The organism is Streptomyces sp. Pv4-95, from assembly GCF_045782725.1.
In the GTDB taxonomy this organism is placed as follows: domain Bacteria; phylum Actinomycetota; class Actinomycetes; order Streptomycetales; family Streptomycetaceae; genus Streptomyces.
The window spans coordinates 3,744,519-3,769,953 of record NZ_CP127172.1 but is presented as its reverse complement, the minus strand read 5'-3'; the positions used below and the strand labels follow the sequence as shown (position 1 = coordinate 3,769,953).

The window sequence follows — 25,435 nt, the reverse complement described above, 5'->3', positions numbered from 1 at the left end:
GAACCGACAATCTCGCGGGAATGGAGTGACTGATGGAGACCGATCTCCGTAACAAGGCAGTGCTGGTGACGGGGGGTTCCTCGGGCATCGGACGGGCGACGGCCGTCGCCTACGGCGCGGACGGCGCCCGGGTGGCGATCACCTATCACAGCAACAAGGAGGGCGCGGAGGAGACGGCCCGGCTCGCCCGCGAGGCCGGCGCCTCCGACACCCTGACGGTCCGCTACGACCTGGCGGACACCTCCGTCATCCGGGACGCGGTCAAGACCGTCGCCGACACCTGGGGCGGGATCGACGTCCTGGTCAGCAATGCCGTGGTGTGGTCCGAGGGCATCCCGCGGCCGGGCCGGGTGATGCCGGACTTCGAGAACGCCGACCCGAAGCTGTGGCAGGAGGTGCTGCGCACCACCGTCGACGCGACCTTCCACACCATCGCCGCCGCGCTGCCGGCCATGCGCGGCCGTGAGTGGGGCCGCATCGTCATGGTCTCCTCGGGCCTCGCCGACTACGGCATGGTCGGAGGCGCGGCCTACGGCGCTGCCAAGGCCGGTCTGCTGGGCATCGCGCGGAGCCTGACCTGGGAGCTCGCCCCGGAGAACATCCTGGTCAACGTGGTCGCCCCCGGCCAGACCATGACCGAGAACGTGCGCCGGATCGCCCCGGCCGCCGCGCTGGAGGCCAAGGCGAAGACCCTGCCGTCCGGTCACCTCTCGGTTCCCCAGGACGTGGCCAACACGATCGTGTTCCTGGGCTCCCGCGCCAACGGCAACATCAACGGCCAGACCATCCGGGTCACCGGCGGAGCGTGACGCCCGCCGGCCGGCCCGCCGCCGCCGCGACCGCTCCGTGGGCGCGGCGGCCCGGCTGTGCCCCCGGTAGCCGGGCCGGTGAACCTCGACCATCAGAAACGAAGAGGCTCCGATGACCGAAGAAGCACCGAAGTTCACCTTTCCCTTCCACCGGGACCACCCGACCCGCTGCCCGGTCGACTTCGCCGCGCTGCGCGAGGAGCGCGTGGCGCAGCTGACGATGCCCAGCGGCTCGCCCGGCTACATGGTCGGCCGGTACGAGGATGTCCGCAGGGTCCTGCTCGACCCCCGCTGCAGCGCGGATCTGCACCGCCCCGGTGTGCCGCTGATGACCAACTGGCCGCCCCTGGAGAGCCTCAACTTCACCGATCCGCCGCAGCACACCCGGCTGCGCCGGCTCGTCGCCAAGGCGTTCACGCCCGAACTGGTGGAGAGCTTCCGTCCGCGTATCCACCAGCTCACGAACGAACTGCTCGACGAGATGGAGCAGGGCGGCAACGCGGCCGACATCGTCGAGGCGTACGCGCATCCGCTGCCGATCAACATGATCTGCGACCTGCTGGGAGTCCCGCGGGGCGACCGGTCCCAGTTCCGGAAGTGGTCGGAGGCATTCCTCGTCCTGGAGAACAATCCGGCCGAGGAGATCCAGGCCGCCGCCGAGGAACTTCGCGAGTACCTCGGCTCGCTCGTCGCCGACAAGCGGCGCGCCCCGGGCGACGACGTGCTCAGCGCGCTCGTCGCGGCGCGTGACGTCGAGGACCAGCTCAGCGAGGGCGAGTTGGTGTCCACGGCGACCCAGCTGCTCATGGCCGGCCACGAGACGACGTTCCTGCAGATCGGGCTGTGCGTCGCGACGCTGCTGCTGCACCCGGAGCAGCTGGCCGACCTGCGCGAGCACCCCGAGCTGATGCCCAACGCGGTCGAGGAACTCATGCGCTACCAGGGGCCCGGTGACGGCGCCGCCTACCGGATCCTGCTGGAGGACATGACCTTCGGGGACGTCACCATCCCCGAGGGCAGCGGTGTCCTCGCCGCGATCAGCGCCGCGAACCGCGACGAAGAGCGCTTCCCGAGCGCCGACCGTCTCGACATCCGACGGGAGGACCCGCGCCATCTCACCCTCGGCCACGGCATTCACCACTGCCTCGGCGCCCCGCTGGTGCGCATGGAGATGCAGATCGCGCTGACCAATCTGTTCGACCGTTTCCCCACGCTGAAGCTCGCGTGCACGGAGGACGAACTCGAATGGATGCCCGGGCGGTTGCTCAGCGGCTTCCGCACCGTCCCCGTCACCTGGTGACCCCCCAACCCCGATTCCGTGGAGGAACCATGCGCGTTGTCCGCTACCACGAGCACGGCGACCCGAGCGTGCTGCGCCTGGAGGAGGCACCCCGGCCGGAGCCCGGTCCCGGTGAGGTGCTGATCCGTGCCGAGGCGATCGGCGTCAACTATGCCGACGTCCAAAAGCGCCAGGGCCTGCCGATCGGCGGCCCCGTCACCCTGCCCGCCGCTCCCGCCGGTGACGTCGCCGGTGTCGTCGAGGCGGTCGGGGCGGGCGTGACCCACGTGTCCGAGGGGGACCGTGTCGTCGCCCCGGTCCGCTACGGCGCTTATGCGGAATACGCGACCGCGTATGCCGCGACCGTGTTCCCGATCCCCGAGGGCATCGACGCCGCGCAGGCCACCGCGCTTCCCAGCCCGGGGGAGACCGCCTACCACGTGCTCACGACGGTCGGGCAGCTCAAGCCCGGCGAGACCGTCCTGATCAACGCCGCTTCCGGCGGCATCGGCCACCTCCTCGTGCAGCTGGCCCGCGCCCGCGGTGCGGGCCGCATCATCGGGACGGTCGGCTCGCCGGCCAAGCTCGACTTCGTCCGCTCCATCGGCGCGGATGTCGCGGTGTGCTACGGGCACGCGGACTGGGTGGACGAGGTCCGCGCGGCAACCGGTGACAAGGGCGCCGACCTTGTGCTGGAGACCGTCGGCAACGACGTCCTGAAGCACAGCATCGAACTGGCCGCCCGCTTCGGGCGCATCGTCTGCTACGGCGGCGCGTCGGGCGAGCGTCCCCCGGCCATCTCGCCCTGGGACTTCGTCGACATGAAGTCGCTGCACGGCTTCAATCTCTATGCGCTCTTCCAGGACCGGCCCGAGACGGTCGCCGCCGGGCGCAAGGAACTCCTCGGCTATGTGGAGTCCGGTCAGGTCACTCCTGTCGTGCACAGCCGGCTCCCGCTGGAGGAGGCCGCCAAGGCGCATCAGCTGATGGAGTCCCGCCTCCACACGGGCAAGGTCGTCCTCACTCCCTGATCGCACGTCGGCAAACGCTCGGTCTGTCCGGCCGTGGTTGCGCCGCACGCGGGCCCTCCGCTACCGTGTTCGGCATCTGTAATCGACACAGAGGAAGTGACGAGTAGCAAAGACGAATCACGAGGAACCGTGATCAGCACATGTGCTGGCGTCTGATCAACGGTTGAGAGGGCCGAAAGAGGCCGGAGTCGGACGAGATCCGACCACCCCATTCTCCGCTGCTGATGACAGGCAGCGTTCTTCATCGACTTCGCTTTGTGTACTCACACTTCGGGTGATGCCCCGATCTCGGTATCTCGGCATCGCTCCTCGATTACAAGGATTCCTCATGGCTTCCCCTTCGGCCGAGCCTGCCATCGGCGCGCCCGCGGCACCGGCTCCTCCGTCCGCCAGGACCAACGCGGTGGTCCTCACCCTCATGGTGGCGGTCTTCCTCTCCCTGCTCGACACCCAGATCGTCGCCACCGCACTGCCCCGCGTCGTCAGTGACCTGGGCGGACTCGACCAGTTCGCCTGGGTCACCACGGGCTACCTCATCGGGGGCAGCGCGGCCGTCCCCGTCTACGGCAAGCTCGGTGACCTGTTCGGACGCAAGCGCGTCTTCATGGCCTCCATCGTCGTGTTCCTCGTCGGATCGGCGCTCTGCGGACTTGCCCAGACGATGAGTCAGCTCATCACCTTCCGCGTCATCCAGGGCGTGGGCAGCGGCGGTCTGTTCATCTGCGTCCTCGCCCTCATCGGCGAGATGTTCTCGCCCCGTGAGGGAGCGCGCTACTACGGCTGGTTCTCCATCACCTTCGGCGCCGCCTCGCTCGCCGGCCCCACCCTCGGCGGTGTGCTGACCGATCTCGCCAGCTGGCGCTGGGTGTTCTTCGTCAACCTGCCGCTCGGCGCCGTGGTCCTGGTCATCGTCTCCTCGATGCTGCGCCTTCCCGCCCAGGCCAAGAAGAAGGCCCACATCGACTACGCGGGCGTCTTCCTGCTCGTCGTCGCGATCGTCGCCCTGAACCTCCTCACCGGCTGGGCAGGCGTCAAGTACTCCTGGAGCTCGCCGGTCATCCTCGGCCTCGCCGTCGGATCCGTCGTCGCGGTGGCGCTGTTCATCCTGTCGCAGCGCCGTGCGGTGGACCCCGTCATCCCGCTGCGGCTCTTCGCCAACCAGACCTTCACCATCGTCGTCATCCTCGGCTTCATCGCCGGCTTCGTCGGCCTGGGCCTGATCAACTACCTGGTCCTGTGGCTGCAGAGCGTCCTCGGCCTCGATGTGCAGAAGTCCGGCTACATCCTCACCGCGATGATGCTCGGCGTCGTGGTGACCTCGTGGATCAGCGCCAAGGTCATCGGGCACACCGCCTCCTACCGCTGGTTCCCGGTCCTCAGCATGGTCGTGTTCGCCGTCGCCGCCGTGCTGTTCTCCACGGCAGGTCCCGAGACGAGCGTCGTCCTCGCGATCGTGTACGTCCTGCTCTTCGGGATCGCCGGCGGTCTCAACTCCCAGGCGCTGAGCCTCGCCGCACGCAACACCGCGAGCATGCAGGACATCGGTTCCGTGCAGGGCACCGCCACCCTCATGCGGCAACTGGGCACCGGGCTCGGTGTCTCGTTCTTCGCCGCTTTGATGAACGCACGCCTGGGCAACGGCCTCACGGAGCGCCTCGGCAACGAATCCGGCGTGCAGATCGACAAGGACGGCTCGCTCGCGCCCGAGGTGCTCGGCCGCCTCTCCGCGTCCGTTCGCCTCGAAGTCGCCGAGATCTACGCGGACTCGCTCCGTGCCGTCTTCTACGCGGTGATCCCGATCGTCCTCGCCGGACTGGTGACGGCGCTCTTCCTCAAGGACGTCAAGCTCTCCGGCGGTCACGGCCATGGCGACGCCGAGCCGGAGCAGTCCGGTGACGACGCCGTCGGCGACTCCCCGTCCGCCGCTCGCGGCGAATCCTGACACACCTCTCTCACCCAGCGGACCTACCGGCACGGCGTCCGCCGTGCCGCCCATCCCAAGGAGATCCACGCATGATTCTGGTAACCGGCGCCACCGGCAATGTCGGCAGCGAACTCGTCGCCCAGCTCGCCGCGGACGGCGTACCCGTGCGGGCCATGACCCGCTCGCCCGAGAAGGCCAAGTTCCCCGCCGGCGTCGAGGTGGTCGCCGGCGACTTCGACAAGCCCGAGACGCTGCCCGCGGCCCTGGCCGGCATCGAGCGCGTCTTCGTCGTCCCGCCGGGCTACGGCCCCGAGGGCCCCGTCCAGGAGCGCACCCTCGTCGCCGCGGCCCGTGAGGCCGGCGTCAAGCACCTGGTCAAGCTCTCCACCAGCGGCGTCGGCTTCGGCGCCACCGACCCGCTGACCTCCGGCCACCGCCAGGGCGAGCAGGTCGTCCAGGAGTCAGGTCTGGAGTGGACCATCCTGCGCCCCGGCACCTTCATGGTCTACCTCTACGGCTACGCCGGCACCATCGGCAAGGAGCGGACCATGTACGTCACCGAGGGCGACCCGGTCTCCGCCATGATCCACCCGCGCGACATCGCCTCCGTCGCCGCCAAGGTCCTCACCACCTCCGGTCACGAGGGCCAGGCCTACACACTCACCGGCGGTGAGGCTCTCAGCTCGCAGCGCCAGGGTGAGATCGTCGGCGAGGCCCTCGGCCAGGAGATCAAGGTCGTCGAGCGCACCAAGGCCGAGACGCAGGCCGAGTTCGACCGCCTGGGCTGGGGCGGCCCCCGCCTCGAAGCCCTGCTGGAGCTCAAGCGCCAGTCGGTCGCCTGGGACTGGAAGATCTCCGACGCCGTCGAGAAGATCACCGGCAAGGCGCCGCTGACCCTGCGCGACTGGGTCGACGAGAACATCCACATCTTCGGCTGAGCCGACGCGCGCACCAAGTGGGGCCGGTGTGCCCGGGACGTCCCGGGCACACCGGCCCCACGTCGTCGCGGCCTCCTCGGCGGGTCCAGCTGAACACCAGGTCCGTTCGAGAGGGCCTGTCCATGCTGAGAAACACAGCGCAAGGTCCGTCGACGCAGGGGGGAGTACGACCCATGACCCGCAGCCCGCTCCACACCAGGCTGGGCCGGACGGGGCTGGAGATCAGCAGGCTCGCCTTCGGCACCGTCAACTTCGGCGGCCGGCTCGACGAGTCCGGCGCGCACCGGCTGCTCGACCACTCGGTCGCGCAGGGTGTGACCTTCCTCGACACCGCCAACACCTACGGCTGGCGCGTCCACAAGGGCTACGCCGAGGAGGTCATCGGCTCCTGGCTGACCGCTCGCCCCTCCCGCCGCGACGAGATCGTCCTCGCGACCAAGGTGGGCGATCCCATGGGGGAGGGACCGAACCGGCAGGGCCTGTCCACACGGAACATCATCTCCGCCTGTGACGCCTCCCTGAGGCGACTGGGCACGGACTGGATCGACCTCTACCAGATCCACCACGTGGACCGGAGCGTGCGCTGGGACGAGGTCTGGCAGGCCATGGAGATCCTCGTGGCCCAGGGCAAGGTCCGCTACGTCGGCTCCTCCAACTTCGCCGGCTGGGACATCGCCTCGGCGCAGGAGGCCGCCGGCCGGCGCCACTTCCTCGGTCTCGCCTCCGAGCAGTGTGTGTACAACCTCGTGACCCGCCACGCGGAACTCGAGGTGATCCCCGCGGCGCGGAGCTACGGACTGGGCGTCCTCGTCTGGTCCCCGTTGCACGGCGGCCTGCTCAGCGGCGTACTGCGCAAACTGCGCGAGAACACCGCGGTCAAATCGGGCCAGGGGCGGGCGCTGGAGGCCCTGGAGCGCCACCAGGACACGATCGCGGCGTACGAGAAGCTCTGCGCCGACCTGGGCCGTGACCCCGCCGAGGTCGGCATGGCCTGGGCCCTGTCGCGTCCCGGGGTGACCGGGCTCGTCATCGGGCCACGCACCGAGGCGCATGTCGACGGGGCCCTCGCCGCCCTGGACTCACCACTGCCCCAGGACGTACTGGAACTGCTCGACCGTCTCTTTCCCCCGGTCGGCCGCGGCGGACCGGCACCCGACGCCTGGCTTTCCTGACTCACCGACGAAAGGACCGGCCTTCTCATGGCCAAGGACGGATTCACCGACCCGCGCATCGTTCCTCACGAGTCGGACCAGGAACGCGACGCGCGTGAGCGGCTGACGAAGCTTCTCGTCGAAACCCCCATCCCGCCCCAGTACCTGATCGACAACCTGCCGGTCTACATGCGGCGCCACCAGCTCGCGGACCTGCTCTCCATGGACGCGCTGTACCGCATGCTGCCCGAAGTCCCGGGCGTCATCATGGAGTTCGGCGTGCTGCACGGCCGCCATCTGGCCACTCTCACGGCCCTGCGCAGCATCTACGAGCCGTACAACTCGCTGCGCCGCATCATCGGCTTCGACACCTTCACCGGCTTCCCCGAGGACATCAAGGACGTCGACAAGGTCAGCACCAGCGCCGTCCCGGGCCGGTTCGCGACGCCGGAGGGTGAGGTCGACCACCTGCGCGAGGTCCTCGCGGCGCACGAGGCATCCGAGCCGTTCGGGCACACACAGCGGTCCTTCGTCGTCCAGGGCGACGTCCGCGAGACCGTTCCGCAGTATCTGGAGGACAACCCGGAGACGGTCATCGCGATGGCCTACTTCGACCTGGACCTCTATCAGCCGACCAAGGAACTCCTCGAGGCGATACGGCCGCATCTGACCAAGGGAAGCGTCCTCGCGTTCGACGAGCTGGCCCACCCCAAGTGGCCCGGTGAGACCACGGCCCTGCGCGAGGTCTTCGGCCTCGACCACGCCCCGCTCCGTCAGCTGCCCGGCCGCGAGCCGCCGGTCATCTACATGAAGTGGGGCGAGTGAGCGGACGACGGACGAGGACGAGCTGATGCCGACCACAGCAACGCTCAGCGCACGTGAGGATGTCGGGCTGCCGGCGCGGCTGGCACGGTCAGCCGCCGCCGGCGACGGATCGTGGATGTCCGTCGCCGACTTCACGGGCTGGCTCGCCCACCGGACCGCCGCGAACAGCTTCCGGGTGGAGCGGATCCCGTTCGCGGACATGGACGCCTGGTCGTTCGACCCGGAGACGGGAAACCTGCTCCATGACACGCGCCGGTTCTTCAGTGTCGAAGGTCTGCAGGTCACCGTGGGGGAGGGCCCCTTCCCGGAGTGGCAGCAACCGATCATCAACCAGCCCGAGATCGGCATCCTCGGCATTCTCGCCAAGGAGTTCGACGGCGTCCTGCATTTCCTGATGCAGGCCAAGATGGAGCCCGGCAACACCAATCTGATCCAGCTGTCGCCGACGGTGCAGGCCACCCGCAGCAACTACACCAAGGCGCACAAGGGCGCCGATGTGAAGTACCTCGACTACTTCACCGGTGCGGCCGGTGCGACCGTTCTGGTCGATGTGCTGCAGTCCGAGCACGGCGCCTGGTTCTACCGGAAGTTCAACCGCAACGTGGTCGTCGAGACGACAGGGGACGTCGTGCTCGACGACGACTTCTGCTGGCTGACGCTCGGCCAGATCGGCGAGCTGCTGCGCCGCGACGACGTGGTCAACATGGACTCACGGACCGTGCTCGCCTGCCTGCCCGTCCCCTTCGAGGAGCGCGGTGCCCTGCACTCCGATGCCGAGCTGCTGTCCTGGTACGCGGCGGAGCGCTCCCGGCACTCCGTCGACGTGCGCCGCATCCCGCTGGTCGGGGTGTCCGGCTGGCGGTGCGGCGAGGACTCCATCGACCACGATCTGGACTGGTACTTCCGTGTGGTCGCCGTCCGGGTCCAGGCGTCGAACCGCGAGGTCGGCGCGTGGACGCAGCCACTGTTCGAGCCCCGGGACTCCGGCGTGATCGCGTTCGTCACCCGGAAGATCGGCGGTGTCCCGCACCTGCTGGCGCACGCCCGGGTGGAGGCCGGCTTCATCGACTCGATCGAGCTCGCGCCGACCGTCCAGTACACACCCCGGCACTACGCCCACCTCACCGGGGACGCGCGGCCCCCCTTCCTCGACGCGGTGCTCGCTGCCGGCCCCGACCGGATCCGCTACGAGGCCGTTCACTCGGAGGAAGGCGGGCGCTTCCTCAACGCGCAGGCGCGCTACCTGATCGTCGAGGCAGACGAGGCGGAGGCGCCCGATGAACCGCCGCCGGGCTACCGGTGGTTCACGGCCGGTCAGCTGAACACGTTGCTGCGTTACGGCCGCTACGTGAACGTGCAGGCCCGCACGCTCATGGCCCTTCTCAATTCACACGCCGTCGAGTTGTGACGACCCAGGGACCCATTGATGACGACCCAACAGACCGGCAGGACGACAGCCGCGACCGCCCGCGAACTCGCCGTCGAGGGCGCCTTCGAGTTCACCCCGAAGGTGTTCCCGGACGACCGTGGCCTGTTCGTGGCCACGTATCAGCGGCCGTTGTTCGCCGACGCGACCGGGCACCCCTTTCCGGTCTTCCAGGCCAGCCAGAGTCACTCCCGCCAGGGCGTCGTACGAGGTGTGCACTTCACCTCGACCCCGCCGGGCACGGCGAAGTACGTCTACTGCGCGCGGGGCCGGGCACTCGACCTCGTCGTCGACCTCAGGGTCGGATCGCCGACCTTCGGCCGATGGGACTCGGTCCTGCTCGACCAGGAGCACTTCCGGTCGACGTATCTGCCCGTAGGCGTGGGCCACGCGTTCGTCGCGCTGGAGGACGACACCGCGATGGTCTACCTGATGTCCGGGCCGTTCGTGACGGAGAACGAGCACGCCATTTCCCCGCTCGACCCGGCACTCGGGCTGCCCGTCACGCTGGACGGCATCGAACCGGTCCTGTCCGAGCGCGACGTCGTGGCCCCCACCCTGGCCCAGGCGCTCGAACTGGGCATCCTGCCCGACTACCAGGCCAGTCTCGCCCTGGACGCGGCGCTGTGACGGCCCCCGCCGGCAGGCCGCTGGTCGTTGTCCTCGGGGCGTCCGGCTACCTGGGCACCGCCGTCACCCGCGAGCTCGCCGGGCGTGACATCCGGCTGCGCCTGGTCTCCCGCCGCCCGGCGTCCGTACCCGAAGGCACCCGTGCCGTGGTGGAGCCGGTGACCGCCGACCTGATGCGACCGGAGCAGCTCGCGGCCGCTGTCGAGGGCGCGGACGTCATCGTCCACCTGGTCGCGAGGATCGCCAGTGCGACCTCGTGGCGTGGTGCGGGTGTCGATCCGCTCGTCGAGCGGGTCAACGTCGGCCTGGTGCACGACCTCGTCGACGCGCTGCGGAAGGACGCCGTGCCCGGCCGTCGCCCCGCTGTGCTGTTCGCCGGCTCCGTGGCGTCGGTCGGTGTCCCCGGCAAGGTCCGTATCGACGGGTCGGAGCCGGATGCCCCCAAGAGCGCCTACCCCCGGCAGAAACTCGAAGCCGAGCTCGCGCTGAAGGCCGCCCACGACGAGGGCCTGCTCACGGCCGTCTCCCTGCGAATGCCGACCATCTTCGGCCCGGGACCGCAGGAGACGGGCGCCGACCGCGGCGTGGTCGTCACCATGATCCGGCGGGCCCTGGAAGGCAGGCGACTGGAGCTGTGGGACCGGACCGTGCGCCGGGAGATGATCCATGTGACGGACGTCGCCCGGGCCTTCGCCGCCGCGCTCGACCACGTCGGCGCGCTCGGCGGCCACCACTGGCTCATCGGTACCGGGCAGAGCGAGCCGCTCGGCGACATGTTCACCGCGATCGCCGCGGCCGTGGCGGACCATCAGGAGACGGCCGCCGTTCCGGTCGTCGAGGTCCCGCCGCCGGCCGAGGCCGAGGCCACCGACCTGCAGGGCATGGAGGTGGACGCGTCCGCCTTCACCCGGATCACCGGCTGGCGGCCGGTCGCGGACCGATCCGTCGCGCTGCCCGCCCTGGTCGCCGAGGTGGCCGCCCGCACGCCGCCCGGCCGGGTGTGAGGGGATCCGATGAGATGGACCGTGCACGGCACACGCCCGCTCTACGAAAGCGAGTGGGTGGATCTGCTGCTCGCCGACATCGAATTCCCCGACCGTACGCGGCGGGAGCACCACCTCGTCAGGATCCCGCCGTCCGTGGCCGTGGCGATGACGGACGACAGCGACCGGGTGCTGATGCTCTGGCGGCATCGCTTCACCACGGACACCTGGAGCTGGGAGCTGCCCGGTGGCGCGGTGGAAGCGGGTGAGACCCCCGCGGGGGCCGCGGTGCGTGAGGCGGTGGAGGAGACCGGCTGGCGTCCGACCGAGGTGCGCCCGCTCGGCTACGTGCAGCCGATCACCGGCATCTCCAACGCCGAGCAGCATGTCTTCCGGGCCACCGGGGCCACCCACGTGGGCCCGCCCACCGACCCCCACGAATCCGACTCGCTGGCGTGGATCCCGCTGCGGGACATGCCGGAGCTGATCGCGAAACGGCAGCTCGTGGCGGCAGCCACCCTTGTCGGCGTATTGCAACTGATGGCCGACCGGGCCGTTGAATCGAGAGGTTGATCATGCGAGTACTCCTGGCCTGCGTCGGCATCAAGACGCACTTCTACAAGGTGGTCAGCACCGCCTGGGCGCTGCAGAACGCGGGGCACGAGGTGCTGGTCGCCGGCCATCCGGTGCTGGTCGACGACGTCATCCAGGCCGGCCTGCCCGCCGTCGCCGTCGGCACCGATCACGCCATGTTCGCCCCCTCACCGACCGGCGCGACCTCCTACAGCCGCGAGTGGGACTTCACCTTCTCCACCCCGGAGACCCTGACCTGGGACTACCTCCACGAACTGCATGAATCGCTGGTCGACCGGTTCCACACCACGCTGAACAACGACACCTTCGTGGACGGGATGGTGAACTTCGCCCGTACCTGGCAGCCCGAGCTGGTGCTGTGGGAGCTCGGCACCTACGCCGGCGCCATCGCCGCGCGGGCTGTCGGCGCGGCGCACGCCCGCATCGTCTGGGGCCAGGACGTGACGATGCGGGCGCGGGAGGAGTTCCTCGCGCTCAACCGGGCGCGCCCGGCGGACCAGCAGAGTGATCCGCTCGCCGACTGGCTGGGCGGTGTCGCCGCCCGCTTCGGCGACACCTTCGACGAGGAACTCGTCACCGGTCAGTGGACGGTGGACCTGCTGCCCGAGAGCGCACGGCTGAAGTCCGGCCTCAAGATCGTCCCCAGCCGGTACGTGCCGTACAACGGCCCCTCGGTCGTGCCGGAGTGGGTGTTCGAACCCGTCGAGCGCCCCCGTGTCTGCCTCACGCTCGGGGTGGCCGGGCGGGAGCGCGGCCTGGACTACATCTCGCAGGCCGACCTGCTCGATGCGGTGGCCGACCTCGACATCGACATCGTCGCCACGATGGACAGCCTCCAGCGCGAGAATCTCCGGAGCGTGCCGGACAACGCCCGGCTGGTGGACTTCATTCCGCTGCAGGCCCTCCTGCCGAGCTGCTCGGCGATCGTGCACCACGGCGGTTCCGGCACCTGGGGCACGGCCATGCTGTGCGGCGTCCCCCAGATCGTGATCGCCGCGACCTGGGACACTCCGGTCAAGGGCCAACACCTGGAGCGAGTCGGCGCGGGACTCTACATCCCGGCGGGGGAGCTGAAGCCGGACCGACTGCGGGAGAAGCTCGTCCGGGTGCTGGAGGAGCCGTCCTTCCGTGACGCGGCGGAGCGCCTGCGCCGCGAAGCGCTGGCCGAGCCCTCCCCGAACGAGACGGTCCCGATCCTCGAACGCCTCACCGCCCAGCACCGCGCACGGTGAGCCCGAGCCTCTCCCACCCACCTGCCGGCGTAGCGCCGCAAACCCACGGAGCGAACACGTGAAGGCACTCGTGCTGTCCGGAGGTTCGGGGACGCGGCTCAGGCCGATCACCCACACCTCGGCGAAGCAGATGGTCCCGGTGGCGAACAAGCCGGTCCTCTTCTACGGCCTGGAAGCCATCGCCGACGCCGGCATCGAAGAGGTCGGCATCATCGTCGGGGACACCGCCAAGGAGATCCAGGAAGCGGTGGGGGACGGCTCGAAGATGGGGCTTCGCGTCACCTACATCCCTCAGGAGCAGCCGCTCGGTCTCGCCCACGCGGTGCTGATCGCGCGGGAGTTCCTCGGCGACGACGATTTCGTGATGTACCTCGGCGACAACTTCATCCTCGGCGGCATCACCGGGCTCGTCGACGCGTTCCGCCGGGAGCGGCCCGACGTGCAGATTCTCCTGACCCAGGTCCCCGACCCGCGGGCCTTCGGGGTGGCCGAACTCGACGCTGCCGGCCGGGTGATCGGCCTGGAGGAGAAGCCGACACACCCCAAGAGCGACCTCGCCCTGGTCGGCGTCTACCTCTTCACCCCGGCCGTCCACGAGGCGGTCCGGGCGATCAAGCCCTCATGGCGCGACGAGCTGGAGATCACCCATGCCATCGAGTGGCTGATGGCCCGGGGCAAGGAGATACGTTCCACGACGATCTCCGGCTACTGGAAGGACACCGGCGGGGTCGAGGACATGCTGGAGGCCAACCGGACCGTTCTGGAGACCCTGGCCACCCGGATCGACGGCGACCTGGATGACACCAGCGAGATCACCGGGCGGGTGGAGATCGCCGAAGGCGCCGTGGTCCGAGGCTCGCGCATCGTCGGACCCGCCGTGATCGGAGCCGGCACCTCGATCATCAACTCCTACGTCGGCCCGTTCACCTCGATCTCCGACAACTGCCGTGTGGAGGACAGCGAAATCGAGTTCTCGATCGTGCTGGGCGACTCCTCCATCACCGGTGTCCGCCGACTGGAGTCCTCCCTCGTGGGCAGGAACGTGCAGGTCACCCCGGCGCCTCGGACCCGTGCGGCGCACCGTCTCATCCTCGGCGACAACAGCAAGGTGCAGATCTCCTCATGACGAACAGGATCCTGGTAACCGGAGGAGCCGGCTTCATCGGCTCGCACTACGTCCGCACGCTGCTCGGCGCGACCGGCCCCGGCGACGTCCGCGTCACCGTTCTCGACAAGCTCACCTACGCGGGGAACCCGGCCAATCTCGACGCGGTGCGCGACCACTCCGGGTTCACCTTCCGGCACGGCGACATCTGCGACGGCGTCCTTGTGGACGATCTGGTCGCCGGACACGACCAGATCGTCCACTTCGCGGCCGAGACCCACGTGGACCGGTCGATCACCGGAGCCGACCCCTTCGTGCGGACGAACGCCGTGGGCACGCAAGTCCTCCTCGACGCGGCCGCCCGACACGGCAGCACCTTCGTCCACATCTCCACGGACGAGGTGTACGGCTCCGTGGACCACGCCTGCCTCGAAACGGAGCCGCTGCACCCGACGTCCCCGTACTCGGCCTCGAAGGCCGCCGCCGATCTGCTCGTCCTCGCCTACCACCACACCCACGGCCTGGACACGCGGATCCTGCGCTGCACCAACAACTTCGGGCACCACCAGTTCCCGGAGAAGGTCATCCCGCTCTTCATCACCAACCTCCTCCAGCGCCGCAAGGTGCCGCTCTACGGTGACGGGCTCAACGTCCGGGAATGGCTGCACATCGATGACCACGTACGAGGCATCGAACTCGTGCGGGCCCAGGGCAGGCCGGGCGAGACCTACAACATCGGCGGCGGCACGGAGCTGTCGAACCGCGAGCTGACCCAGCGGCTGCTCACCGCCTGCGGCGTCGACTGGGAGAGGGTCGATTTCGTCCCGGACCGCAAGGGGCACGACAGGCGCTACTCCGTCGACTTCACCAAGATCCGCACGGAGCTCGGTTACCGCCCGGAGCGGGACTTCGACGAGGCCCTGGCCGAGACCGTCGCCTGGTACCGCGAGAACAGGGCCTGGTGGGAGCCGCTGCGCGTCCACGACATAGCCGCCGTCTGACCCCTGCTCCACCAGGGCCCTACGAAGGAGACGGGCGTGGACGCCCCGAGCCAACCGCATGACCGCGGCGGTGACGCCGTGCTGCGCCTGCAGACCGGGGAGAAGCGGTCCGGTGGGGGGACGAACGTGCCGCCACCGCTGGGCGGTGACGCTCCGGGCCCGGGGCCGCGGCGCGGGTTCCTCACCTTGCTCGGCGTCGATCTCTGGGAGCGGTTCAGCTTCTTCGGGATGAGCGCGATCCTGGTCCTGTACCTCACCGCGGCCCCGGCCGACGGCGGTCTGGGGATGGCCCCAGGGACGGCCACCGCGCTGTTCGCCACGTACATGTCCCTGACCTTCATGGCCGGACTGCCCGGCGGCTGGCTGGCCGACCGGGTTCTCGGCGCGCGTCGGGCCGTGCTCTTCGGCGGTGCGCTCATCGCGGTGGGGCACGTGGTTCTCTCCCTCGCGTCCGTGCCGGCGCTCTACGCCGGGCTCGGACTCGTCGTCATGGGCACGGGTCTGGCCAAGCCGTCGCTGGCCGCGATGGTGGCCGCGGTGAGCGGCGGTGAGAAGCGCGAAGAGGCGTTCCGCCGCTTCTACATGTGCATTCAGGTCTCCGCGCTGCTCGCCCCCCTCGTCACCGGGCTGCTCGCCGAGAAGGTCGCCTGGCATCTGGGCTTCGCCGCGGCCGCGTTCGGTATGGCGGCCGGCCTGGCGCAGTTCGCCGTCGGTCTGCGTGCCTTCGAGCGTGTCGGCCGTGCCCCGATACGCCCGCTCGCCCGTACCGAGGTCCGGATCGCGGTCAACCGAGCGGCCGGGGTCCTGGCGGTCGTGGTCCTCGCGTCCACCACCGTCGCCCTCGGGGTGCTGCCGCTGACCGCCGTGCTGGCGCTGCTGGGCCTGGCCACCCTCACCATGCCGTTCGTCTACCTGCGCACGCTGCGTCGCCGCATGCCCGTCGACGGCAAGCCGCTCTCCGCGTTCATGATCGTGATGGCCGCCTCGGCCGCCTTCTGGATGATCTTCGCCCAGAGCGGTTCCGCGCTCGCTCTCTTCGCGGAGCGCCATACCGATCGCCATGTCCTCGGCTTCGACGTGCCGGCGAGCTGGCTCCAGTCGGTCCACCCCCTGTTCGTGTTGCTGCTGGCCCCGTTCGTGACGCGGTTGCGTGCCGCTGTGGTCACGAAGGTCGCGGGCGCGCTGGGTGTGGCGGGCCTGAGCTTCGTCATCATGGCCGCAGCGGCTCTGCGGGCCCAGGAAGGACCGGTCTCCACGGCGTGGTTGATCGCGGTCTATCTGCTCTACTCGCTCGGCGAGATCGTCCTTGCCCCGGCCGGGCTCGCCCTCGCCGCGGCGGTCGCCCCGGCAGGTTTCACGAGCCGATTCCTCGGACTCAACGGGATGTTCGCGGCGGTCGGCGTGGTCCTGGGCGGCCAGCTCTACCGACTGACCGCGGTGCTCCCCCTGCCCCTCTACTTCCTGCTGATGGGCAGCGCCGTGCTCGCGGTCGGGGCCGCCGTGTCCGCCGGGGCGCGCCGCCTGCGCCCGCACCTGCCGATCTGAGGCCGATACGGGCCCCGCGGGCCTCCGAACCGCCGTTCAACGCGCGGAGACCGTGGAGTGGAACGCGAAATTCTTACTGAGGGGTAGGCCCACCCGGGGCGCTTGTTATACGGTCCGTCTAACAAGAGAGGGCGGGTGGTTGGCCTCTCAGTGATCCACCGGAGGTGTCGATCATGGCGGTCACGAAGACGCCTGCGCTGACCTGCAGCGTTACGGCGGATGAGGATGCTCCACCACGTCTGTTCGCAGCACCCGTGAGGCCCGGTACGCCCTGACCGTGGCCTGATGCCGCCGCGCGTCGTGACGAGCGCGGCCGGCGTCGATCCGGTCGGGCGGGCACAAAAAGCCTGACGGCCGCGGCCACGAGCCGTCCACCTTCCGGGTCGCGACCGCCGGGCGCCGCAGCACACCCCCGAGCAAGGCGCGCCCCGCAACACACCCCCCACGCAACGGCGCACTGCTTCAGCGCACCGGCACAACGCACACAGCGCGCAACACAAAGCACACCGCACAGAGAACAAGGATCATCCCACTCGATTCGAGGAGCCGCACCATGGCAAGCAGCCCCGTTCGGCCGGAGACGCAGGACCGGCTTCACGAGCACGTCGTCGCCCAGCGGTTGCTCGACTCGGCCGCCACGCTGTCGTACGACCCGGCCACCGAGGTGGACTGGGAGACGCCGCTGGACAAGGACTTCCACGGCGCGAGCCCGGAGTGGAGCACGCTGTACGGCACGGCGTACTGGGGTGAGCTGACCGAGGCGCAGCGCAAGGAGCTGACGCGTCAGGAGGCCGCTTCGGTCGCCAGCACCGGTATCTGGTTCGAGATGATCCTCCAGCAGATGGTGCTGCGTGACATCTACGCGAAGGACCCGACCGAGGCCGAGTTCCAGTGGGCGCTCACGGAGGTCGCCGAGGAGTGCCGGCACTCGATCATGTTCGCCCGGGGTGCCCGGAAGCTCGGCGCGCCGGCCTACCGCCCGCACCGCTTCGCGATCGAACTCGGCCGTGCCTTCAAGACAGTTGCGTTCGGCGAGGCCGCCTACGCGGCGATCCTGGTCGCCGAGGAGGTCCTCGACGTGATGCAGCGCGACTGGATGCGCGACGACCGGGTCGTGCCCTTCGTCCGCACCATCAACAACATTCATGTCGTCGAGGAGTCCCGGCACATGAAGTTCGCCCGCGACGAGACGCTCAAGCGGCTGAAGAAGGCCGGCTGGGTGCGCCGTCAGATCCACGCCTTCGTGGTCGCGATCGCCTCGTACGTCATCGTCACCAGCATGGTGAACAAGGGCGTCTACGCCAACGCCGGTCTCGACCGCAGGCGCGCCCTCGACGAGGCGCGGACCAACGAACACCACAAGTCGATGATGCGGTCGAGCTGTTCGGGCCTGATGGACTTCCTGGCCTCGGCCCGTCTGCTGACCAAGCCCGCGCTGCTGTTCTACAAGCGCGCGAACCTGATCTGAGCCGGGGCCATGACCTACGCCATCACCCAGACCTGCTGCAGCGACGCCACCTGCGTCTCCGTCTGCCCGGTGAACTGCATCCACCCGACGCCGCAGGAGCGGGCGTTCGGCAGTACGGAGATGCTCTACGTCGACCCGAAGACCTGCATCGACTGCGGGGCCTGCGCGGATGCCTGCCCGGTGGACGCGATCTTCCCGGTCGACAGCCTGTTCGGCGCGCAGAAGGAGTACGCCGAGATCAACGCGGCGTATTTCGACGACGCGGAACCCGAGCCGGTCGAAGACGGCCCGAACTTCCACACCTGGAGTGAGCCGACGTTCGAGCGCAGCCTGCCGTCCGACTTCGCACCGATCAGGGTCGCGGTGGTCGGTACCGGCCCGGCCGGCATGTACGCCGCGGAGGATCTGCTGCTGCACACCAACGCCGAGGTGACGCTGGTCGACCGGCTGCCGGTGGCGGGCGGTCTCGTACGGTACGGCGTGGCGCCGGACCATCCGGCGACCAAGAAGGTCGGTGACACCTTCGCGCGGTTCCACACGCATCCCCGGGTGCGGATGCATCTGGGGCTGGAGGTGGGCCGGGACATCACCGCCGAGGAGCTCTCCGCGCATCATGACGCGGTCATCTACGCCGTGGGTGCCTCCGCGGACCGCCGGCTCGGGATTCCGGGGGAGGGCCTGGCCGGCAGCATCTCGGCGACGGCGTTCGTCTCCTGGTACAACGCCCACCCGGAGGTCGCGCCGGACGCGATCGACCTGTCGACGGAGCGGGTGGTCGTGGTCGGCAACGGCAACGTCGCTCTCGACGTCGCCCGCATCCTGGTCTCGGACCCCGAGACCCTGGCCGGCACCGACATCGCCGACCACGCCCTGGCGGCGCTGCGCGCGAGCAAGGTGCGCGAGGTGGTGCTGCTCGGCCGGCGCGGCCCCGAGGACGCGGCGTACACCAGGCCCGAACTCCTCGCCCTCAAGCACCTGGCCGGCGTGCAACTGGTCGTGGACGACCACGATCCGCGGATCGGTGCGGCGATCGACGCGGCCGGGCCGAAGGACAAAGCCGCGGTCCTGCAAGGTGTGACGCGTGCCCGGTCGAACTGGTCGGCCGAGCCCCCCGAGTCCGGGCGGCGCATCGTGTTCCGCTTCCATTCCACGCCCGTCGAGGTGCTCGGCGCAGGACCCGTGAGTGCCGTACGCGTCACGGGCGCCGCGGGGGAGGTGGAGCTGCCGACCGGCCTGCTGCTGCGGGCGATCGGGTACCGCGGCGCGCCGGTGGCCGGGTTGCCGTTCGACGAGGCCACCGGCACCGTCCCGCACGAGCGGGGCCGGGTGACCGGCCGGCCCGGGACGTACGTCGTGGGCTGGATCAAGCGTGGTCCCTCGGGCGGCATCGGTGCCAACCGGACCTGCGCCGCCGAGACGGTCGGCACGTTGCTCGCCGACGCCGTCGCGGGCTCGCTGCCCGCGCCGACCGGCGCGTCGAACGCGTTCCGCCGGCTCGCGCGGCGCCGCAACCGCCGTCTCGTCGACGCCCGTGGCCTGGCCGCGATCAACCGGGCCGAGGTGGCTCGAGGACGCAGCGACGGCCGCCCGCGCGTCAAACTGGCCACGGTCCGCCAGCTGGTGTCGACGGCGCGCGGCAACCGCTGGCGGGTGCCGCGCTGAGCCCTCCCGGGGCGTGCGGACGCGGCGCCCCGGGATCACTTGAGCCCGCTGAGCATGACCCCCCGGATGTAGTGCTTCTGAAGCAGCAGGAAGAGCATCAGGATCGGCAGGATGCTCAGCACGAGCCCGGCCATCATGACCGGCACCATGCGATCGGGGTCGAGGTAGCTCTGCAGCATCTGGATGCCGACGGGCAGCGTCATCAGCTGCGGGTTCGCGGTGGAGACCAGCAGCGCCCAGATGTATTCGTTCCAGGCGTTGACGAAGGTGAGCAGCGCGAGGGTGACGGCGACGGGTTTGGTCTGCGGGGCGACAATCCGCCACCACACGGCGAATTCCCCGGCGCCGTCGATCCGGGCCGCCTCCAGCATCTCGTCCGGAATGGAGATCATGAACTGCCGCATCAGGAAGATCCCGAATCCGGAGACCAGAAAGGGCATGACGAGTGCGGCGAGGCTGACGGTGAGTCCCGCGCCGCCGCGGCCGAGCACGTCGTTCCCGCCGGCTCCCGGCCAGTGCACCAGGATCAGGAAATGCGGGATGAAGAAGATGAACGGCGGAAACATCATCGTCGACAGGACCACCCGGAAGATCAGCTCACGGCCCGGAAAGCGCAGCTTGGCCAGGGCGTATCCGGCGAGTGAGGACGTCATGAGGATGGAGCCGGTGATCAGCGCGGTGGCGATGACGCTGTTGCGGAACAGCAGCGGCAGGTTCAATTGCCGCATGGCGGCCCGGTAGTTGGAGAATTCGAAGGCTTCGGGGAGGAATCGGTAGGGCAGCCTGCCGTATTCTCCCGGGCCTTTGAAGGAGGTCAGCAGCATGTCCAGGAACGGCACGACGGTCAGCACCGCGCCGATGGCCACCAGCGTGTAGGACGCCCAGGGGAAGCGCACCCGGGCCGTTCGCGGGCTCATGCCTCCGCCCCTTTCCGGCGGAACAGCCACAGTTGCACCACGGTGCTGACCGCGATCACCAGGAACAGGACGAACGCCGCCGCGCCGGCCAGTCCCCAGTCGCCGTACTGGAATGCCTGCTGATACATCTCCAGCGCCGCGACGTTGGTGGCATCTCCCGGTCCGCCGTCCCCGGTCATGACGTTGATCAGGGCGAACGACTGCAATCCGGTGATGAATTGGGTGATGCACACGAACAGCAGCGACGGGCGGAGCAGCGGTAGCGTGATCTTCCGGAAGAGCGTGAACTTGTCCGCGCCGTCCAGCTCCGCGGCCTCGTAATAGACCTCGGGAATCGATTTCAGGCCCGCGGTGAGAATGAGGATCGCGGTGCCGATGGACGCCCACGCCTGGACCACGACGACGGACGGCAGGGCGGTGTCGGGGTCCTGCAGAAAGGCGAAGGACGGCATGCCGAGCCCGTTGAGTACGCCGTTGATGAGCCCGCCGGGTTCGTACATGTACTTCCACACGTTTCCGACGGCGACCACCGTCGTCACGATCGGCAGGAAATACAGGGTGCGCCACAGCCCCTGGAAACGCAGGTTGTTGATGCAGTTGGCGACCAGGAGCGAGCCGGAGAGGGCGATCGTCACGGTGCCGAGCGCGTACAGCAGGGTGTTGGTCAGGATGGGCGTGAGGAAGGTCGAGCCGCGGGCGAAGAGGTCGGTGAAGTTGTCCAGGCCGACGGGGTCGATGTCGGTGAGGTCGAAGCCGGCCCACCGCGACTGCGAGAGCAGGACGGCGAACAGCAGCGGCAGGGCGAGGAAGACCGTGAAGAACAGCAGGGTCGGAGTCAGGAACAGGTAGGCGACGACGGTCTGCCGCCGCCGTGCCGCCCGGACCGGACCGCCTTCGGCGGAAGCCATACGGCATCACCTCTCTGGAGCGTCGGTGTTCGCGGGTGGTGAGGTCGGGGCCGGGGCGGGGCGGGCACCAGCAGGATGTCTCGGCCGACAGCCGACAGCCGACAGCCGTGCGGCACCGGTCAGCCGGGCCGGGAAAGCTCCTGGTCGACCTGCCGGGAGGTGATCCGCAGGGCCTCGTCGACGGACCGGTGGCCCGTCCACACCGCCTCGATGTTCTTCCGCAGCAGCGATTTCGCCTTCTGCGCGCGCGGGCCGTTCGGCTCCGGGACGGCGTAGTGCAGCGCGTCCAGGAACGGCGCGAGGTTCGGGTCGCTGCCGCTGCCCTTCCCCAGCAGGGCCTGCATGTCGTCCGCGCGCCCGGTCATCGAGCCCACCGACACCTGGAGCGCGCTCATCCGCGTCACCGCGACGTGCCGGGACGTGCCACCGCCGGCCCGGGCGGGCGCGGTGCCGGTGTTGAGCCAGCGCAGGAACTCCCAGGCCTCGTCCGGGTGCCTGCTCCGGGTGTTCACGCCGAGCAGGAAGCCGGTGGCGAGGGTGCCTCGGTCCGCCGGGGTGCGGCCCGGCACCGGGGCGGTCCCGATGTCGCGGTACCCGTCGCCCATCACGCTGCGCAGGCTGCCCGTCCACCAGCCCCCGTTGATCGCCATCGCCACCTGCCCGGACGGGAACGCCTTGAAGAGCGCGATGGCGGAGTCACTGGCCCGACGGGCGATCAGCCGCCGCTCCAGGTCGAGCACCTCCCGCCCGACCACGGAGCCGATGGCGGCCCGCCTGCCGTCCGGGGTGAGGAAGGTGCCCCCGCGGGCGGCCAGCATCGCCAGCGTCTGCCCCACGACCGTCGAGTCGTCGGCCCGGGACAGCCCGAAGCCCTGCACCAGGGTGTTGCCGTGGCGGTCCCGCCGGGCGGTGCGGTACGCCATCTCCTCCAGCTCCCGCAACGTGCGCGGCGGCCCGTGGAGACCGGCCTTCCGCAGCAGCCGCTTGTTGTAGTAGAGCGCGTACGTCTGCACCTCGGTGGGATAGCCGTAGACCGTGCCGTTCACCGACGAGGCCGTGACGGCGGCCGGGGAGAACTCCCGGCGGATCTGCCGCGCGGCGTCGGGCGGTGCCGGCCGCAGCACCCGCGCCTGTGCCAGCTGCCCCGTCCACAGGCAGTACGGATGAAGGATGTCGGCCCCCTGGCCCGCGGCCTGACGGACCATGTACGTGGTCAGCAGGTCGGTGAATTTCACCGCGGTGGTCCGGACCTTCACCCGGTCGTGCGTGGCGTTCCATGCGTCGACCGCCCCTTGCAGGGCCGACTTCAGCGGATCGCTCGCGTAGTGCGAAAGGACCGTCAGCACGACCGGCTTGCCGGTCCTGCCGTGCGCGGCGCGCCCGAAGCCGCCGCCGGCACCCGACGCGGAGTCGTCCGGCGCACCGCACCCGGCCGCGGCAAGCAGCCCGCCCGCGGCGCCCGCGGCGAACGTCCGGCGCCTCAACGCGCCGCCCGCCGCGCCCTGCCCGTCGCCCGGGGCCGCGTCCTCGTCCCGGGCCGCCTCATGTGGTCTCACGTGGCCTCACGCCTCATCACCTCGAACGTGCGGGTCGTACGGAATCCGGCCGCGCGGTAGAGGTGGCCCGCGGGACTCTGCTCGCCGGTCCACAGAAACCACGCCCCGTGGGCGCCGTGCGCCCGCATCCGCTCCAGCGTCCGGTGCAGAAGGACCTTTCCCAGTCCCGTACCGCGCTGCTCCGGCCGTACTCCGAACGGGCCGAACCGCTCGGCCAGCGCGTCGTACGCGCCGTGCATGGCCCAGCCCGCCAGCTGGCCGCCCGGCTCACGCGCGATGACCACGTGGTCGAGCGGCGTCCCGGTGGACAGGCACCGTCGGATCGTGCGCGCCCAGTCGGGGTTGAACTCGGTGGCCGCCAGGCGGACCAGGTCCACCAGGTCGTCGTCGGAGGGTGTGCCGAAGCGGTAGCCCCGCGCCACCAGGCTCTCCTCGTGCCGCCGCACTTCCTCCGGGACGCGGTAGCCGACCAGGGTGCGGTCCATGGCGGCCGCCTCGTAGTGGACCGTGAAGCCGAGGCTCTCCAGGAGCCCGGCCGCCTGCGGGTACGCCTCGCGGTCCAGGCCGGGCAGCACGTAATGAGGGGCGTAGGCGGCGAAGTCGACGCGGCGGCGGCCGTGCCCGCGCAGCCAGTCGAGGGCGTCGGTGAGCAGACGGCGGCCGACGCCGTTGCCGCGCACCGACGGGTCCACGAAGAAGAACGGGAGCCAGCCCTGGTCCGGCTCCAGATCGGTCCCCGCCATCGGGACGAGGCGGCGGACGGCGTAGGCGGCGCCCACCACCCGCCCGTCGTGGACGGCCACCCGCAGCCCGTCCGGGTCGAAATTGGGGTCGAGCAGCACCTGGGCGCGGAAGCGGGCCGCGGTGATCGGATCGCCCGGGGCGCTGCGGCACCAGGCGGTCAGCAGCGAGGGTCCGTCACCGGGGCGGAAGGGGCGTACGGAAGGACAGACCATCGGTTCTCCTGGCATGGCCGTGCGTCACCGGCGAAGGGGCGACCGGTCCTCGCCGGTGACGCAGCGATAGCGACAATTTACCGACAGTGTCCGCCTGTGCCCCGTCGCGACGCCCGGACACGGCGTACTCGGATGGGCGGCAGCCGCCGCGCTCGCCACCAGACCGCGCTGACCTGCGAAGAAGCGGCAGCTGAGGCGTTCGGCGGACCGCCGGCCGGGGCATGTCCGCGTGGCGGGGGCGGCTGGATGGAGGCATCGTGAGCTGACAGCGCACTCCTGGACGCGGGAAGGGCCTGAGGAGACGTACGGGACGCAGGCCGCCGCGTCTGCCGTGGAGCGACCAGGAGGCTGCCGCATGGTTCGAGGGTCGATGCGGTGCGCCGCTGCAGGGGTCGCGTTCCTCGTCGCCGCCGCGGTGCCGTCCTCGGCCGTCGCGGCCGCGGAGGACGGCGCCTTCGCCGGCGTGATGAGCGGCGAGGGATACCGCCCGGCGGTGGGGACGCCCCGGATGATCGCGCACCGCGGCGCGTCCCGGTACGCGCCGGAGAACACCCTCGCCGCGGTCGACGCGGCGCACGCCCGCAAGCTCCTCTGGGTCGAGAACGACGTGCAGCGCACCAAGGACGGCGCTCTGGTCGTGATGCACGACGCGACGCTGGCGCGGACCACGAACGTCGAAAAGCTGTTCCCGCGCCGGGCGCCCTGGCGAGTGGCTGATTTCACGGCCGCGGAGATCGCCCGACTGGACGCGGGCAGCTGGTTCGGGAAGCGGTTCGCGGGGGAGCGGGTGCCGACGATGACGGCTTTTTTGCGCCGGATGGATCACAACCGTCAGCGGTTGTTGCTGGAACTGAAAACGCCCCGCCGGTACCCGGGAATGGAGGCCCAGGTCGTCCGTGAACTGCGGCGGACCGGGTGGCTTGATCGTACCCATGTGAGAAACCGGCTGGTGGTCCAGAGCTTCTGCGTGCGCTGCGTGGAAACCGTGCACAGACTGGCGCCACAGGTCCGTACCGGGATTCTCGGCGCCCCGTCCGTGGACCGCCTGCCTCGCTACGCGCGGTTCGCCGACCAGATCAACCCGCCTCTGTCGAAGGTGAGTTCGCGCTGGATCGCGGCCGTGCACCGGCTGCGGGGGCCCCACGGAAGGCCGTTGGAGGTCTACGCGTGGGACGTCGGCAACCGTGCCGGCACGCGGCTGGCGTTGGGCCGGGGTATCGAAGGACTGATTGTCTAGATCTCGCGGGTCACGTGTTTCGGACAGGCATATTGACCCGTACTTCGTTTCCGGGACGCGCCGCGTGAAGGATGTGTGTGCGCCACACGAGTGGCGTGTGGGCTCCGCAGGGCGGGGATTTACGGGATTCCCGTGGCGGGGCTAAGGTGCCTGAGATGTTCGACGCCGCCACACTCCCCGTAGAAGAACTAAGACGCAGGATTTGGCTTTTGGGTTCCGTTTTGAGGCCCGGTGCGGGCCCGCGCTCAGCCCCTCCCC

22 protein-coding genes are annotated in these 25,435 nt (G+C 69.9%); 18 read left to right on the top strand and 4 right to left on the bottom strand.

Features of this window, described 5'->3' with window-relative positions:
• Nucleotides 1-32 precede the first annotated feature (32 nt).
• The 17 genes from QOM21_RS16560 (at nucleotide 33) to QOM21_RS16480 (ending at nucleotide 19,603) form a co-directional block, all read left to right on the top strand.
• Nucleotides 33-809 carry an SDR family NAD(P)-dependent oxidoreductase gene (locus QOM21_RS16560; protein WP_407550910.1) on the top strand — a complete coding sequence of 259 codons (777 nt, stop codon included), beginning with the start codon at nucleotides 33-35 and terminating at the stop codon, nucleotides 807-809.
• Between the two features lie 112 nt (nucleotides 810-921).
• A complete protein-coding gene (locus QOM21_RS16555; RefSeq protein ID WP_407550908.1) occupies nucleotides 922-2,109 on the top strand; it encodes a cytochrome P450 in 1,188 nt (395 codons plus the stop codon).
• 29 nt (nucleotides 2,110-2,138) lie between these two features.
• A complete protein-coding gene (locus QOM21_RS16550) occupies nucleotides 2,139-3,119 on the top strand; it encodes a zinc-binding alcohol dehydrogenase family protein (protein ID WP_407550906.1) in 981 nt (326 codons plus the stop codon).
• A 328-nt stretch (nucleotides 3,120-3,447) separates the two neighbouring features.
• Nucleotides 3,448-5,061, top strand: a complete 1,614-nt coding sequence (locus QOM21_RS16545; RefSeq protein ID WP_407550904.1) for an MDR family MFS transporter — start codon at nucleotides 3,448-3,450, stop codon at nucleotides 5,059-5,061.
• A 71-nt stretch (nucleotides 5,062-5,132) separates the two neighbouring features.
• Entirely contained in the window at nucleotides 5,133-5,981 is an 849-nt protein-coding gene (locus QOM21_RS16540; RefSeq protein WP_407550902.1) for an SDR family oxidoreductase, read from the top strand.
• Nucleotides 5,982-6,154: 173 nt separating this feature from the next.
• Nucleotides 6,155-7,153, top strand: coding sequence for an aldo/keto reductase (locus QOM21_RS16535; protein ID WP_407550900.1), 999 nt, complete (start codon nucleotides 6,155-6,157; stop codon nucleotides 7,151-7,153).
• Between the two features lie 27 nt (nucleotides 7,154-7,180).
• A complete protein-coding gene (locus tag QOM21_RS16530; RefSeq protein WP_407550898.1) occupies nucleotides 7,181-7,957 on the top strand; it encodes a class I SAM-dependent methyltransferase in 777 nt (258 codons plus the stop codon).
• Between the two features lie 25 nt (nucleotides 7,958-7,982).
• Nucleotides 7,983-9,365 carry an NDP-hexose 2,3-dehydratase family protein gene (locus QOM21_RS16525; RefSeq protein WP_407550897.1) on the top strand — a complete coding sequence of 461 codons (1,383 nt, stop codon included), beginning with the start codon at nucleotides 7,983-7,985 and terminating at the stop codon, nucleotides 9,363-9,365.
• An 18-nt stretch (nucleotides 9,366-9,383) separates the two neighbouring features.
• On the top strand, nucleotides 9,384-10,013 hold the full coding sequence (locus QOM21_RS16520; protein WP_407550895.1) for a dTDP-4-dehydrorhamnose 3,5-epimerase family protein: 630 nt from the start codon (nucleotides 9,384-9,386) through the stop codon (nucleotides 10,011-10,013).
• Nucleotides 10,010-11,017, top strand: a complete 1,008-nt coding sequence (locus QOM21_RS16515) for an NAD-dependent epimerase/dehydratase family protein (RefSeq protein ID WP_407550893.1) — start codon at nucleotides 10,010-10,012, stop codon at nucleotides 11,015-11,017. Before QOM21_RS16520 ends, QOM21_RS16515 begins: the two co-directional genes overlap by 4 nt.
• A gap of 9 nt (nucleotides 11,018-11,026) precedes the next feature.
• Nucleotides 11,027-11,569, top strand: coding sequence for an NUDIX hydrolase (locus tag QOM21_RS16510; protein WP_407550892.1), 543 nt, complete (start codon nucleotides 11,027-11,029; stop codon nucleotides 11,567-11,569).
• Between the two features lie 2 nt (nucleotides 11,570-11,571).
• Entirely contained in the window at nucleotides 11,572-12,822 is a 1,251-nt protein-coding gene (locus tag QOM21_RS16505; RefSeq protein ID WP_407550890.1) for an activator-dependent family glycosyltransferase, read from the top strand.
• Between the two features lie 58 nt (nucleotides 12,823-12,880).
• Nucleotides 12,881-13,948, top strand: coding sequence for a glucose-1-phosphate thymidylyltransferase (locus QOM21_RS16500; protein WP_407550888.1), 1,068 nt, complete (start codon nucleotides 12,881-12,883; stop codon nucleotides 13,946-13,948).
• Nucleotides 13,945-14,928 carry a dTDP-glucose 4,6-dehydratase gene (gene rfbB, locus QOM21_RS16495; protein ID WP_407550887.1) on the top strand — a complete coding sequence of 328 codons (984 nt, stop codon included), beginning with the start codon at nucleotides 13,945-13,947 and terminating at the stop codon, nucleotides 14,926-14,928. The genes QOM21_RS16500 and rfbB overlap by 4 nt, the downstream gene beginning before the upstream one ends.
• Before the next feature lie 36 nt (nucleotides 14,929-14,964).
• Entirely contained in the window at nucleotides 14,965-16,473 is a 1,509-nt protein-coding gene (locus QOM21_RS16490) for a peptide MFS transporter (protein ID WP_407550886.1), read from the top strand.
• Between the two features lie 553 nt (nucleotides 16,474-17,026).
• A complete protein-coding gene (locus QOM21_RS16485) occupies nucleotides 17,027-17,941 on the top strand; it encodes an AurF N-oxygenase family protein (protein ID WP_407550884.1) in 915 nt (304 codons plus the stop codon).
• Between the two features lie 9 nt (nucleotides 17,942-17,950).
• On the top strand, nucleotides 17,951-19,603 hold the full coding sequence (locus QOM21_RS16480; protein ID WP_407550883.1) for an FAD-dependent oxidoreductase: 1,653 nt from the start codon (nucleotides 17,951-17,953) through the stop codon (nucleotides 19,601-19,603).
• Between the two features lie 35 nt (nucleotides 19,604-19,638).
• On the opposite strand, the gene QOM21_RS16475 is transcribed toward QOM21_RS16480, so the two are convergent.
• From QOM21_RS16475 to QOM21_RS16460, 4 genes are all read right to left on the bottom strand, one after another.
• Nucleotides 19,639-20,520, bottom strand: coding sequence for a carbohydrate ABC transporter permease (locus QOM21_RS16475; protein ID WP_393896514.1), 882 nt, complete (start codon nucleotides 20,518-20,520; stop codon nucleotides 19,639-19,641).
• On the bottom strand, nucleotides 20,517-21,428 hold the full coding sequence (locus QOM21_RS16470; protein WP_407550881.1) for a carbohydrate ABC transporter permease: 912 nt from the start codon (nucleotides 21,426-21,428) through the stop codon (nucleotides 20,517-20,519). The genes QOM21_RS16475 and QOM21_RS16470 overlap by 4 nt, the downstream gene beginning before the upstream one ends.
• Before the next feature lie 119 nt (nucleotides 21,429-21,547).
• Nucleotides 21,548-22,984, bottom strand: coding sequence for an ABC transporter substrate-binding protein (locus QOM21_RS16465; RefSeq protein WP_407550880.1), 1,437 nt, complete (start codon nucleotides 22,982-22,984; stop codon nucleotides 21,548-21,550).
• Nucleotides 22,981-23,940 (bottom strand): GNAT family N-acetyltransferase, encoded by a 960-nt coding sequence (locus QOM21_RS16460; RefSeq protein WP_407550878.1) that lies wholly within the window; start codon nucleotides 23,938-23,940, stop codon nucleotides 22,981-22,983. Before QOM21_RS16460 ends, QOM21_RS16465 begins: the two co-directional genes overlap by 4 nt.
• Before the next feature lie 355 nt (nucleotides 23,941-24,295).
• Between QOM21_RS16460 and QOM21_RS16455 the strand changes: the two genes are divergently transcribed.
• On the top strand, nucleotides 24,296-25,177 hold the full coding sequence (locus QOM21_RS16455) for a glycerophosphodiester phosphodiesterase (RefSeq protein WP_407550876.1): 882 nt from the start codon (nucleotides 24,296-24,298) through the stop codon (nucleotides 25,175-25,177).
• Nucleotides 25,178-25,435: the final 258 nt, after the last annotated feature.

Bases quoted from the DNA above. Each gene is read 5' to 3' on its own strand.
- QOM21_RS16560 (WP_407550910.1), top strand. From the start codon at position 33: ATGGAGACCGATCTCCGTAACAAGGCAGTGCTGGTGACGGGGGGTTCC.
- QOM21_RS16555 (WP_407550908.1), top strand. From the start codon at position 922: ATGACCGAAGAAGCACCGAAGTTCACCTTTCCCTTCCACCGGGACCAC.
- QOM21_RS16550 (WP_407550906.1), top strand. From the start codon at position 2,139: ATGCGCGTTGTCCGCTACCACGAGCACGGCGACCCGAGCGTGCTGCGC.
- QOM21_RS16545 (WP_407550904.1), top strand. From the start codon at position 3,448: ATGGCTTCCCCTTCGGCCGAGCCTGCCATCGGCGCGCCCGCGGCACCG.
- QOM21_RS16540 (WP_407550902.1), top strand. From the start codon at position 5,133: ATGATTCTGGTAACCGGCGCCACCGGCAATGTCGGCAGCGAACTCGTC.
- QOM21_RS16535 (WP_407550900.1), top strand. From the start codon at position 6,155: ATGACCCGCAGCCCGCTCCACACCAGGCTGGGCCGGACGGGGCTGGAG.
- QOM21_RS16530 (WP_407550898.1), top strand. From the start codon at position 7,181: ATGGCCAAGGACGGATTCACCGACCCGCGCATCGTTCCTCACGAGTCG.
- QOM21_RS16525 (WP_407550897.1), top strand. From the start codon at position 7,983: ATGCCGACCACAGCAACGCTCAGCGCACGTGAGGATGTCGGGCTGCCG.
- QOM21_RS16520 (WP_407550895.1), top strand. From the start codon at position 9,384: ATGACGACCCAACAGACCGGCAGGACGACAGCCGCGACCGCCCGCGAA.
- QOM21_RS16510 (WP_407550892.1), top strand. From the start codon at position 11,027: ATGAGATGGACCGTGCACGGCACACGCCCGCTCTACGAAAGCGAGTGG.
- QOM21_RS16505 (WP_407550890.1), top strand. From the start codon at position 11,572: ATGCGAGTACTCCTGGCCTGCGTCGGCATCAAGACGCACTTCTACAAG.
- rfbB (WP_407550887.1), top strand. From the start codon at position 13,945: ATGACGAACAGGATCCTGGTAACCGGAGGAGCCGGCTTCATCGGCTCG.
- QOM21_RS16485 (WP_407550884.1), top strand. From the start codon at position 17,027: ATGGCAAGCAGCCCCGTTCGGCCGGAGACGCAGGACCGGCTTCACGAG.
- QOM21_RS16480 (WP_407550883.1), top strand. From the start codon at position 17,951: ATGACCTACGCCATCACCCAGACCTGCTGCAGCGACGCCACCTGCGTC.
- QOM21_RS16475 (WP_393896514.1), bottom strand. From the start codon at position 20,520: ATGAGCCCGCGAACGGCCCGGGTGCGCTTCCCCTGGGCGTCCTACACG.
- QOM21_RS16470 (WP_407550881.1), bottom strand. From the start codon at position 21,428: ATGGCTTCCGCCGAAGGCGGTCCGGTCCGGGCGGCACGGCGGCGGCAG.
- QOM21_RS16460 (WP_407550878.1), bottom strand. From the start codon at position 23,940: ATGGTCTGTCCTTCCGTACGCCCCTTCCGCCCCGGTGACGGACCCTCG.
- QOM21_RS16455 (WP_407550876.1), top strand. From the start codon at position 24,296: ATGGTTCGAGGGTCGATGCGGTGCGCCGCTGCAGGGGTCGCGTTCCTC.